The organism is Mycobacterium sp., assembly GCF_002863225.1.
In the GTDB taxonomy this organism is placed as follows: domain Bacteria; phylum Actinomycetota; class Actinomycetes; order Mycobacteriales; family Mycobacteriaceae; genus Mycobacterium.
Map to the genome: position 1 here is coordinate 1 of NZ_PKEK01000020.1, position 12,592 is coordinate 12,592.

Annotated in this window: 10 protein-coding genes; all 10 read right to left on the reverse strand. The window is 66.6% G+C overall.

What is annotated here, in order from left to right; all coding sequences use genetic code 11:
- Window positions 1–366 precede the first annotated feature (366 nt).
- Window positions 367–1,344, reverse strand: coding sequence for a hypothetical protein (locus CYU59_RS04360; protein ID WP_292976279.1), 978 nt, complete (start codon window positions 1,342–1,344; stop codon window positions 367–369).
- Between the two features lie 51 nt (window positions 1,345–1,395).
- Complete coding sequence (locus CYU59_RS04365; protein ID WP_292976281.1) at window positions 1,396–3,447, reverse strand: ATP-binding protein; 2,052 nt, start codon at window positions 3,445–3,447, stop codon at window positions 1,396–1,398.
- 214 nt (window positions 3,448–3,661) lie between these two features.
- A complete protein-coding gene (locus tag CYU59_RS04370; RefSeq protein WP_292976283.1) occupies window positions 3,662–4,270 on the reverse strand; it encodes a hypothetical protein in 609 nt (202 codons plus the stop codon).
- Window positions 4,267–4,554 carry a hypothetical protein gene (locus CYU59_RS04375; protein WP_292976285.1) on the reverse strand — a complete coding sequence of 96 codons (288 nt, stop codon included), beginning with the start codon at window positions 4,552–4,554 and terminating at the stop codon, window positions 4,267–4,269. The genes CYU59_RS04370 and CYU59_RS04375 overlap by 4 nt, the downstream gene beginning before the upstream one ends.
- Before the next feature lies 1 nt (window position 4,555).
- On the reverse strand, window positions 4,556–4,792 hold the full coding sequence (locus CYU59_RS04380; protein ID WP_292976287.1) for a hypothetical protein: 237 nt from the start codon (window positions 4,790–4,792) through the stop codon (window positions 4,556–4,558).
- A gap of 5 nt (window positions 4,793–4,797) precedes the next feature.
- The gene (locus tag CYU59_RS04385) at window positions 4,798–5,160 is read right to left on the reverse strand and encodes a hypothetical protein (protein WP_292976289.1); all 363 of its coding nucleotides are present in this window, start codon (window positions 5,158–5,160) and stop codon (window positions 4,798–4,800) included.
- 284 nt (window positions 5,161–5,444) lie between these two features.
- Complete coding sequence (locus CYU59_RS04390; protein ID WP_292976291.1) at window positions 5,445–5,600, reverse strand: hypothetical protein; 156 nt, start codon at window positions 5,598–5,600, stop codon at window positions 5,445–5,447.
- Between the two features lie 157 nt (window positions 5,601–5,757).
- The gene (locus CYU59_RS04395) at window positions 5,758–10,503 is read right to left on the reverse strand and encodes a methyltransferase domain-containing protein (RefSeq protein WP_292976293.1); all 4,746 of its coding nucleotides are present in this window, start codon (window positions 10,501–10,503) and stop codon (window positions 5,758–5,760) included.
- A 258-nt stretch (window positions 10,504–10,761) separates the two neighbouring features.
- Window positions 10,762–11,583 (reverse strand): hypothetical protein, encoded by an 822-nt coding sequence (locus tag CYU59_RS04400; RefSeq protein WP_292976295.1) that lies wholly within the window; start codon window positions 11,581–11,583, stop codon window positions 10,762–10,764.
- A gap of 201 nt (window positions 11,584–11,784) precedes the next feature.
- On the reverse strand, window positions 11,785–12,465 hold the full coding sequence (locus CYU59_RS04405; protein WP_292976297.1) for a hypothetical protein: 681 nt from the start codon (window positions 12,463–12,465) through the stop codon (window positions 11,785–11,787).
- Window positions 12,466–12,592: the final 127 nt, after the last annotated feature.

Sequence of the window (12,592 nt, forward strand, 5' to 3'; positions counted from 1 at the left end):
TCCCCCTGCCGGCCGGGCAAGCCCGTCCGCGAGTCAGACTGGGCGCCAACCGCTTTCGCGGTTGTCTTGGGATCTATTGCGGTGGTTGATGTTTCGGGATTGGCACCGCTGACGCGGTGCTGTGGAATGACGTTGGCCCGCTTCCCTGCGGTTAGGGGTTGCGCTGCAACCGCTTTCGCGGTTGGCGCGTATCTCGTTGCCGTTCAACATCATTCCCCTATCCTACACGATGTTTACGAATACCGCTGCGCTGCAATGGATTTGTTTATCGGATCATTCGCGGCGCTGACGCGCCGCCACCAGGGGTGATGCTGCCCCGCAGGTGATCCTGCGGGGCAGCTCGAGCCCACCATCTCAGGGCTTCCGTCAGAACCCCCAATAGCCGACACCGCCGGCCTCGTCGGGATCGTCGTCGGTCTCGTCGTCCTGGTCGTCGTCGAGGTCTGCGGGAACGTCGAGGCCGGCGGCCACACCGAACGCGGCCACGCTGTTTTCCACCCGCCTGGCGTAGTCACAGCCAGCGTCAAAGTCCGGCAGGGTCCGAACGTGATCGATCACCGCGTCAGCGATCTGCTCGCCATCGTGGCGGGCCGCCACATACAACCGGCACACCCGCATCTTTTCGGCATCGGCATGGGTGGGCACCGACACCACATCAGCAGGATCGACCAACACCACGAGCATCTGCTCGCTGAAGCGTTCGGCGTAACCGAACGTGCCGACATGCAGCCCGACCGAGCAGGCTGAGTTGCGGTTGTCATCGACCAGGTCGCGGTCCATTGAGACCGTCGCTCCCACCGGGTAGGGCACGTGGCCGGTGATGGTCTGTGAGGTGCCGTCCTGGGCGCGCACGTTGACGGGCTCACGGCCCGCGTGAGCGGAGAACCCGTCGGCGCGTACCGACTTGTAGCCGACGATGTGCCCGTCGGTGGTGAGCGTGAATCCGCCGGCCTTGAGCCAGCCGAACAGCTGTGACCGGGATGCCGGGGAGGGGTTGCGCTCGAGGCGGCGCAGGAACGCTCCCAGTGGCGCGAGATCGGCGGTGCTGCTCGTCAATCGGATCGCGGCGGCCAGTACGACCTCTTCGACGGGGTCGCCGTGCTTGATCCGGTACCGCTCGGCCTCTGTGCTGTCGCCGTCTACGACCGACACCGCGTCAGCGGCGGCGGCTTTGACTGTCTGCCGGTAGGTGGCGACCAGTTCACGAACGACGGCGATGTCGTCGCCCTGGTCGTCGATCAGGTAGCGGCGTACCGGCTCGTAGGTTGGGTCGGCAGCGCCGATGAGCACACTGGCTGCCCCTTCGGTGACGATGATTGACTGGTGGTCAATGAGTGCGTGCATGATGTGAATCCTGTTCTGGTGGTGTCAGTTTGACGATGGTTGGGGAACGGCTCAGGCGGTCTGGTCGTCGTCGGCTGTCTGAGGGGGTGTGTGGGCCACGTATGCGACGAAATTGGCGGCGGTTTTGGTGGTGTCCCAGCTCCTCATATGGATCAGCAGCGGGTAGGCCCGCCGCAATTCGCTGCGCAGTGCGCCGATCTTGTCGAACTGCGCCTGCGCGGTCGGGCAGCCGCTCATCTCGCGCAACGTCGCCCGCTGGGCTGTCGTCGCGTTCTCGGCGGCGTGCAGCAGTGCCGCGATCCGTCTCAGCAGCGCGTGCTGAGGGTCGGCCTCGGTGATCGTCGCCAGGGCCGTTGCGCCGACGGTAAATTCGGCTCTGGTCGCATCCCAGCGCGGGTGTGTGTAGGCCGCAGCCAACAGCTCGTCTGGCGACCACCCCGCGATCTCGGCGGCGAACCGCTTTTCTGCCCAGGCGCTGCGGGTCATCGCCGAGGGCACTGCGGCCAGCAGCGGCTCGGTTTTGCGCTTTCCCAGATGCACGGTGACTGAGGCCGGCCATCCGTTGCACGTGGGCTGGTAGGGCCGCGCTTCCGACACGTAGATGACGGGCAGGCCCAGCGCGGCGATCTCCGGGCCACTCAAGACCTCGTGTCGGACTTGCTGGCCGTCGCGCTCGATGACCACGCACGCATAGCCCGACACCGGCCCGCGTGTGGCGCGGCGGGCCGCCAGCGCAGCACTCCACTTCGTGAACGTGTAGTGCGCGGCGATGCCGTTGGTGTCGGCACCGACCTCGAATACCTGCTCAGTGGGTGTGGTGCCTTGCAACACGTTCAGCGGCAGCGTCGTTTGGCCCTGGGGCACTGCGATCACGCGCCGCACGCTCGGGTGTTGCTCGTCGAGGAACTTGGCGAACCGCGACAGCACCCGCCCTGCCGGGACGTCGGTGACCACCAGCGTTTCTTTGAGCGCGGCGGGGGCATTGATCGCATCGAACGAGTCGCCCTGCGCGGTCGATACCCGATCCCAGCGCGACCGATGGCTGTAGCTGCACATGCTCCACGCTCCAGCCCCGGCGGGCACGCTGACCCGGAAGGGGACGGGAAGCATCTTGGCGTTGCCGACGCCGCCCAAGCTGTCGCTGCGTAACGCCACGGCGGCGGCGACATCGGAGGCGGCAAGCTGCGAAATATGCTGCGCCAGAGCTTCATAGGCTGCTTGATACTGTTGCAGCGCGGTGTCCACGGCGGCCAGGGTGCGGTCGGTGGCGATGATCGACTCCCGGCTGGGGGTGTGGTCGAACGACCCAATCGGCAGCTCGAGCACGCACGCCGTCAGACCGCCGGTGCCCTCCAGCACGCGCCGGGTGACCTCGGTGACCGACGAGAACAGCGTCCCACCGCTGCGAATCATCACCGCGCTGCGGTCGGGGCGGTCCAGGCGGCGGCACGACACCGGCCCGATCCACGATGCGCCGCCAGACAGGCTGGGCACCGGCTCACCGTCCACCAGAACCACGCCAGAGTCATGGGCGCCAGCGACCTCGAGCACCGCACGCACCCACGCCTCAACATGGCCGGCGACCTCAACGGGCACGCAAATCGTTGTGCCATCGGGTAGCTCGCTGGGCTCACCGGCCAACAGCACCTGGTGCTCCAGATTGCGGGCGGCCCGCACCATCGTGCGCCGACCGGCCTTCACGGTGTCCACCAGAAACGACTCCGCAAGTGCCCAAGCCGATTTCGCGCCGACACCCAGACCTCCGATCAGGTCGTTGCTGTCGCGCTTGCTCGAGGCCGCGAACGCCAGAAACGTCGCCTCCACCTCCTCCAGCGACATGCCCGTGCCCTGATCGGTCACGACGAGGCTGGGCTCGATCATCGTGGGAGTGGTCACCGCCACCGGCTCCACGCGCCCCGCTGCGCGGGTGGCATCGACAGCGTTGGACACGTACTCGCGCACCACCGCCAGGCGGCGGTCGGCATACAGATTGACCAGCATTTCCATCATCCGGCGCGCACCCTCGGGGTCCACCCGGCTCGTGATCGTCGGCAACGCCGCAGCAGTACCCACCAAAGTTGAAGTCGGCGCAGCAATCTTCATCAGATTTCCCCTTCCCAGGGAGTCGCGGGCCTGCCCGAACTGGCTTGCCCTACACCGACGATTCTACCGATCGCCACCGACAACATCGGTGCCAAACAGCATCTGCAGCAATATTTTTGGCCCCTCCCTACCCCGCCCCGGTGCCGGGTAGGGAGGGGATGAAATGGCGGCTGGCCCGCAGCGTGGGCATGCGGGCCAGCCCAGCGGCACCGGTTTAGTTGGCGAGGTTGTCCGGGTGCAGCGAGCAGGACGGCTCATGCTCGACACTCAGCAGGACGTCGGTGGCCGCGTGGCATTCATCGCAGCGCGGGCCTCGGTCTTCATCGTTGACCCGGGCTGGCCGGCGTTTCTCACACTCGGGGCGTTCGCGGTAGTGCGACCCGGGTGGCCAATCAGTCTCGGGGTAGCCGTCATAGACGGTGCCGTCGTTGATGAACACCCTGATCCGGCCGGGATTGTCGGCGGTGTCAATCTGCACGATGTGGGCGCCGTCGATCTCGCTGATGCCGGTATCGACCTCGACCGGCCGCGGCGTCGGCGGCTGATTGTTGGCGGCAGCGTTGGGACCTGACCCACCCAGCGCGTCGGGGCCCAGCCATTCCTCGAGGGCATCGACGAGGCCGCTGGCCCGCTCCTCGATGTCCTCGCGGACGTCGGCGTTGTGCTCGTCGTGGCTGCGGTAGGCCGACTCGCTGTAGTCGCTGAGGTCACAGTCGCTCGGACACTCGTCGTCGCAGTCGTACATGACGTGCAGATCGGCGAACCCGGCCCGCAGCGCGGCCACCGCGGCGACGACGCCCGGAGGCGGTGCCGGTGTGCTCATGACATCACCTCCTGGGCCAGGATCTCGACGTAAATCCCGACGTCGCGCAGCGCCTTAGCAGCACCCGCTTCGTCGGTCGGCGCCTCCCCGCCGTGCTCGTCGGCGTACGCGGCAAGCTCCGGGGCAAAGTCGTCGAGCACCGCGGCCAGCGCGGTCTGTGGCGATGCGTAGACACTCACCCCGGGCATCTCGCCTTTGTCGAGGCGGTCGCTACCGTGCACGACGGTAAGGGTGCACAGCTGCCCACTCGAGGCGGCCGCGGCCGCCAAGGTTGGTGTGCTCATGTCAGCCCCACTCATTGCTCAGGCCGACCAGCGGCGGGAACTGGGGCGATTCCAGGATCGTCACGGTGTAGATCGCGCACAGGTCGCGGCCGTCACCGTGTCCGTCGCCGGTGTACTCCCAGAGCTCATCCCACAGCGCCTCATCCCCGCGGAACTGACCCAGGTCGACCTCGTGGACCTGCTCGGAGGTGTGCCCGTCGCTGTAGGCGTTCTCCACCTTGAATTTCAGGTTCAGCATGGCGCTCAGCTCCGGACCATCCGGCGGGCCCGCACCTCGTTGCACAACCCGCTCAACCGCTCCAGCAGCGCGAGCTGGTCGCCGTCGAGCGGCGCGGCGCTCTCCCCCGCTAATGCGGTGATCACCACCGCACCGAACACCGGGCGCGCGACACCAAACACGTTGGTGAGCAACGTAGCAACCACATTCAGGTGCTCACGCAACGCCGTCGAATCGCGGACATCGACGTTCATGATCGCCTCGTCATCGACCCACATGTCCAGACGCGCGCTCAGCGACACGCAATCGAAAAGCGAGCAGCCGATCTGCTCGCGAAACATCGCGCCAGCACCGCCCTGGAGATCGGTGACGAACGGCACCCGCGTCACCACACCATCCATGCCGATTCTCAACGCCACCGGCGAAACCCCAACAGCCACAACATATCCCCTTCCCGGGAATCCCAGGCCCGCCCGAATGGCTTGCCCAACAACACCGACACTACCGGCACCCACCGACAACACTCTATGCAGCCAAAACCCCACGGCACCAACCGAACACCGCGCACCGGTGCACCCCCTCCCCGCCCCGGTGCCGGGTGGGGAGGGGGTTGTGGGGCTCCGGCGGCCGGGCCACGGTTTGGCCGGGCGCCGGCCGCCGGAGGTGGCGAGCGTCAGCAGACGAAGCCGTTGATGATCGCGGCCACAAGCCGGCCGATCATCACCAGTCCTTCGGTGCTGCCGGTTTCATGCACGACGTAGCCGGCCAGCAACAACGCTTCGCCGGCCACCACCGCGATCGTGATGCCGATCCACTTGGGTGTGTTCATCGGGCGTCCCCTTTCAGGACAGCGCGACGCGACCACTCGGGTCGATCAAGCCTGCGCCGCTTCAGAGGTGATAGGCCGATCACCTCTTCCCGTGAGAACTCACGCCTCTTACAGGGTCAGCGACGTGTGCCGTTGATCACACCTACAGAGATGCGCCCTATGCGGCCTGCGCTGTCCGGCCATCGGCAGCCACTGCGGCGCTGATCGCCTTGTCGACCTCGGTGAGCTCGGCGCGAGCAGCGATCAATTCGGCCGGCTCGGCGATATCGGCGCCGGCCGCAGCCCGCCGGGCGTCCTGCGCGCGCCGCTGCGCATCCTGGGCGCGAACGCTGGTCTGGGCGATCTCCTGATCAACACCGGCCACCCAGGCCGTCACCATCGCCTCCGCCCAGGCCTGCACCGCAGCGGGTCCGCGGCGCCGGATCTTGCCGGGCAGCGGCTCGGCCCACAGGGTGCAGTAGTCGAACCGCAGGGCCAGCTGGCGGCCCGGGTCGGTGTCGTCGATGCGGATCGACACCCGCGGGGCGCTCCAGCCGGCGTGATAGCGCGATCCGGGGCTGCCGTGCCCGCCCTGAGGGGTCGGGCAGGCGTCTTCGGCGACGGCCGATAGATCCACGTTCGCCAGGTCGGCGCGGCTGTGCTGGGCGAAGTCCTGCAGCCGATCGTGGCGCGCGCCGGCGGCGGCGGCGTTGTTGTCGGCCAGCTCGGCCTGGTGCAGCAGCGTCCGGACGTTTTGCTGCACGGTCAGATGGGCTAGTTTCAGCTTGCGTACCCGCGTCATCAGCTCGTGTTGACGCAACAGCAGATCGTTGCCGGCGGCAGCGGCTTTGAGTTCGCCGAACGTCAGGGTTCCATCGCCGAGGTCTTCGATCTCCCTGGCTTGGCCGTCTACCCGGTAAAGCTGTTCGAAGGCCCGCGATTTGCGTTCAATGGTGCCGAACATGAACGCATCGAAGGTGCCGCGGGCTACGTGGGAGTAGATGTCGACGACCGGGTGTTCGTTGCCGTGACGCAGTCCGCGGCCATTGCCCTGTTCCCAGGCCGCCGGGGTCCATTTGGGGTCGACCTGGTGTATCGAGTGCAGGCGTTTCTGCAGATTGGTGCCGATGCCCACCTTGGGTGTCGAGCCGATCAGGACCGAGATCGACCCATCGCGGCAGCCGGCGAATAGCGCTTCCCTGGCCTTGGGTGTGGTGGCCTCGTGGACGAATCTGATTCTGTCCGCTGGTATTCCGCGTTCGATCAGTCCGGACCGGATGCGGCCATAGCTGCCGGCGTCGTCTTTTTTCGGTGTCCCTTGATCGCACAACACCAGTTGAAAAGCTCCCGGCGTGCTGGAGTCGCTGTACTGCAGATCGGTGGTGCGGTGATAGATCTTGGCGATGAGGTCGGCGGCACCGCCGAGTTTGGGGGCGTCCTCGATGAGTCCGACCAGGTTGGGGTCTAACGCGACTTTTCGGCCGTCTCCACAGATCAACAACATGTTGTCAGCGTCAGGCTGCACCCGGCGGGCCCGCAGATCATCGGCACGTTTGACCAGCGTTTCCATGTAGGCGCGTTGGGCGTCGGTCGGCTCGGTGAGGATTGTGTGGTACTGGGCTGTGGGTCGGGACAATCCCACAGTGTCAGCGCGCACCATCGACATGAACTCGGAAAGCATTGTGCGCATCTCGGGCACGTTCTGGATCACGGCGGGGCGGCGCCGTGAGCGGAATCCGGACCCGTCGGGGCTGGTTTCGATCAGCACCTCGTAGCGCACGAACTGCGCCGCCCAGGCGTCGAAATGACTCAGGCCGGTGCGCTCCAATTGTTCTGGCGCCAGCATGTTTTGCCACACATAGCCCTCGGCCAGGGTGTTGGTGAACGGTGTTCCGGTCATCAGGCAGACATGCGGTCGATCCGGGTTGGCGCGCCGCAACATTGAGATCTTCAGAAACAGATCCAACGCCCGTTTCGAGGACCCCAGGCTGAAACCGTCCGCGCGCGTGGTCACTGGTAGCCGGCGGAACCGATCGGCCTCGTCGACGATCAAATAGTCCAGCCCAAGGGTTTTGAACGTGATGGCGTTGGGATCGTTGATCGAGGACCGCAGCCGCTCGATACGCCCCTGCAGCGACCGCACCGCCGCAGCGATCCGCTTACCGGTGAATCCTGCTGCGCGCGAGTAGCTTTCCAGCTCGGACAGCTGGTCTTCCAGCCACGCCTGCTCCACGCTGGGCGGCACCGGCAGCGATGAGAATGTTTCGTGCGTCATGATCACCAGATCCCAGTCACCGGTGGCCGCCCGCGCGATGAACCGCCGCCGGGCATCTCCGTGCAGATCGGCGCGGGTCACGATCAGGAACCGGCCCGCCGGCCACGCCTGGTAGCACTGCCGGGTCGCCTGCTCGATGAGGTGGCAGGGCACAATCAATCCGGGCCGGTTCGCCAGCCCGAATTGCCGCGCAGTCATCGCCAAAGCGATTGCGGTGAGCGTCTTTCCAAGCCCGACTTCATGTGCGCAGAACACCGCGGGGGTCGACACCGCGCGGTCGACGAAGTCACGTTGCCACGACCACAAGTCGATGCCGGCCGCCAGACCCGGGAAGGTCAGATGCGACCCGTCGTGTCGGCGCAAGACCCGGGCGTTCATCGTGTGGTTGTACTGCTCGACGATGCGCCGCTCCCGGTCGGGGTGTTCCCAGATCCACAGCGAGAATCGCTCTTGGATCGCGGCGAGCTTCTGTTCGGCCGCCTCCGTCGCATCAGCGTTGCGCACCCGCCGGCTCCGGTGAGCGATCGGGTCCCAGACCTCATCCCACACCACCGGCGCGGCCCCGTTCAAGCCGTACTGCAGCAACGCGAAGGCATCCATTTCCGCTGTGCAGTATGCGATCTGCGCCTCAGCTGACATTCGCGCCCGAGATCCTTCAACTTCCCAGGCCGCCAACGGCGCAATGTGGTTGACCCGGGCGCGCAGACCGAATACCTCGTCGCAGAAGTCGGCGACGTCGCCGGCGGTGACGAACGGCGAGCCCAGTTCGATGCGGATCTCTCCGCGTCCCAGCCACGGCGGCTGCACCGCCTCGAGTGCGGTCACGTTGCGCTCGAAGCGGGCATCGCGCGCCGCGGCCTCCAGCGCTGCGCGCAGCTTGACCCGGACGTCACCGGACAGGTAGTCGCGAGCGATGACCGCCCGCGAGGTCTGGGGGTCGCGGTAGACCAGGTCCCCGAGCGCGGCGAACGCCTGCTCGGCATCGGCCAGTCCGAGCAGATCGGCGATGCGACCCAGATCCAGACCACGACCCTCACCCAGACTGATCACCAACGCCTCACCAGGAGTGCCGGCGCGGGTGGCGGGCTCGGGTCGCTTGTTGACCCGGCGTCGCAGGATCGGCGCCGGCGCGGCCTGCCCGCTGTCCTGGTCGAAGCTTTCGAGCGCGAAAATGACTGGCGCGTATGGGTCTTTGCGGAAACCCCCGAGCGTGGGAACTCGCCAACCCAGCCGCGGCAGTCCCGTATCCGAGTCCGGTTTACCCTCGGTGATCGTCCCTCGGTTCAGTGCACCGAAGCGGGCCACGTACCCGGTGTAGGCCTCACGACAGGCCACCCGCAGCGGCTCGACGGCGTGATCGGGGCGGTCCCAGTCCGCTTCGGCGTCCAGCAGCGCGACCGCGGCATCGCGCAACTCGATCAACGCCCGCAGCTCAGCGCTTGGGCGCGCCAGCACCGATAGTTCCCCACCGACGACACAGACCACCTGGCCGTCGACGACGTGCAGGGAGCCCTCTTTGCGCCCCTGATCGTCGGTCAGCCGAACGTCCATCAGATCGGCCGGCAACGCGTTCTCCGACGTGTAGGGGACCAGCAGCGGTGCCACCGCGGCGAACGCCGCGGTGAGATCGGCGGCTGGATCGTCGGCGTGCACGGCCAACGGCAGCCGATCGAATCCGGTCAGGCGCATCTCGCCGGCCACCAGTTCGGGGTGCAGCGTCCAATAGCTGCTCACCCACTCGCTGCACGGCCGGCCATCGACGACGTCAGAGATTGCCGACTGCCCGCCCTCTCCGGCACCAGACCACCGGCGGGGCTCCTCGTCGTAGTCGCGTACCCGCAACACAAGGACGTCGGCGACCACGCTGGTGCCGGACTGGGCGAAGTAGCCCGAGGGCAGCCGCACCGCTGCGATCAGGTCGGCGTGCTCGGTGATCGCGTGGGAAAGCCCCCGTGTGGCGTCCATCGCGTGACGTGAGGTCACCACTACCACGTAGCCGCCCGGGCGTACCGCGCTCACCGCACGGTGCACGAAGTACTCGTGCAGTGGACCGTAGAAGCCGCTGGCACTGTCATGCACTCGTGCCGCAGAGAACGGGACATTGCCCACGGCGGCATCAAACTTGTTGCGGGGCAGCGAGATCTTCTGCAGCTCGCCGGCAATGATGGTGGCGCCCGGATGCAGGGCCCGCGCAATCTGCGCTGCAAACGGGTCGGCGTCCACACCGGTCAACGCGAGCGACAGATCCGCCGGCGCATGCTGCAGGAACGCGCCAGCACCGCACCCGAGGTCGAGGACCGAACCACCCGAGAAGCCGGCCGACCGCAGCACACCCCAGATCCGATCGACCAGGGCAGGCGGGGTAAAAAACGAGGTGTCGACGATCCGGGCCGCCGCGGCCACCGCTTCAGGGTCGATCTCGTCGAGCTCGTCGGCCAGCTCGGCCCACACTCCGGCAGGCTGCGGATCAAACATCTTCGCAACCGCGCCCCACCCCGGAAACGCCCGCAGGACCTCCTGCTGCCGGAGATCAGGGCTGCTACCGCCCAACTCGGCCATCACCCGCGCTGCCTCGACGACCTGCCGGCCCAGCCTCGCCGCGGCCGAGCCACCCGATAGATCCTGAGTACGCGAATTCAGCGCTGACATAACACCGATCCCCTTTCCGGGATTCCCAGGCCCGCCCCAACGGCGTGCCCAACGGAGATCAATCTAGCCCACGGCACCGACAAGACCCGCACCAAACCGTCAGCACCTCAACGTGTTTGATTCCCCCACCCGCCCCGGTGCCGGGAGGGGTGGCCCGCCGGCAGCGGGGGAATTGCCGGCGGGCCACGGGGCGCGAGCCGCGGCGCCGCGGCCGAAGGGTTGGGCGGGCCTTCGGCGCGCGCTGCGCGGTCCGCGTGTCTAGCTCGCGATCGCATGGGCGTCGGTCTCGGCGTTGCCGAGTCGTCCGGCGCGCAGGATCTTGTCGGCCGCGGTGAACACCGCCCGAATGTCCCGGTCGGTTACCTCTTCACCGGCAAGCCAGTTTTGGATGTAGGCGCGCGACTCGGTCGGGTCCCACTGCTCCAGCTCGAGTTCGTGCGCCAAAAGGTGTGCGACCGATTCGGCTTGGAACTCAGCCTTGCCGCGACTGCACGGGCTCTCCCCCTCAGGGCATTCTGTTGTGTGCCCGAGCATCACATGCCCGAGCTCGTGAAACAGGGTCTTGAGCGGGTACTTGGCGACCGGGCTCACCGCGATCTCACGCCCCAGCGAGTAGCCCTGGGTGTTGCCGCTGATCATCGAGAACGGCACCCGCGTGATGCCGAGTTCGGCAAGCGCGCGGTGCTGATCCCACTCAGGCAGCTCCGGCCACTCCACCTCCGGCCCAACGGTATTCGAATACGGAAAAGTCGAGCGCCTCAACTTGAAGCGCATCATCACGACGACCTTTTCGCCGGTCTCCTTATCGGTCTTGCGGATCTTCCACGGATGCAGCACAGCACGCCCACCACCTTTGACCGGAATACGGCCCAGGTCCTTCCACACACTGAACGGCGCGCACGGCTCCGAAACACCCTGCGACCACAACAGAATCTGATTCTGCAACGAATACTGATAGAACCGGCAATAGGTGTCCCCCATACGACCCGGCAAAGTCATCGCCTGATCGAGCAACGCCCGCCAGTCGACCTCGCCCTGGCCGTCGACAACCGCTGCCCGTTCAATGCTGGCTGTAGTCATTCGTGCTTCCCCTTCGGGATTCGGAGGCCTGCCCAACTGGCTTGCCCTACACCACAAACACTACCGACCCCCACCGACAAAAACGCCACCCGGCCAATCCGGCTCCCCACCAAACGGATTCAGCCCCACCCCGACCCGGTGCCGGGTGGGGAGCGGGTTAGCCGGCCAGATGACCGGCTAACCCGCTCGCAGCGGTGGCTGTCAGTCCTCCTCGACGTCGACGACATCGAAGTCGCGGACCGCATCGGCCAACAGGTCCGGCCGCAACTGCCCCACGGCGGCGATGGCCATCTCCTCAGTGATGGTGGACGCGGCGGCGTCCGAGCTGTGCGCGGAGGCCAGAATGCGCACTCGCACAGTGACATCAACCTCACACATCCAGTCACGGCTCCGGGGCCGCAGATTTTGCGAGATCATGAACCGGTCGAAGACCTCGCAGAGAGAGTTCTCGTCGGCGTACTCGTGCGCGGCATCGACGATGCGCTCGAGGCGCACCTCACTGGCCGCGATCGCCTCGCGCGCCTGGTCCCGCTGGACGCGCAGCTGGTCGCGCTCACTGCGAAGGCCCGCAGCGACCCACGCACCACTGGCCACCACGGGCGCCCATGCTGGCATCGAATCAGCGGTCAAGATGGGTTCACCCATCACACGCACCTGCGAAACCGGCCCTACCGCCAGCACCGCGCCGTTCGCGACGCCGACCACAGCGCACTGGCGATCCTCACTGCCATGGACGCCAGCGCTGTCGATGACCAACCAACCCGCCTCAGTCCTGCCCGAGACCTCGACACACAACACTGCCCCGGGCTGCACCCCGCTACCCAACGCCTCACCCACTGTTCGCGACCCCACGTCAACCGAATTCTCCACAACAGCAGTCACAACAACACTCCCCTTCCAGGGAACCGGGAGCCGGTCCGAATGACCTGCTCAACACGTTTGATTCTACCGCCCGACACCGACAAGCCATCCCCGAACAGGCCTGCCCGCCAACTATTTTCGGTACCCC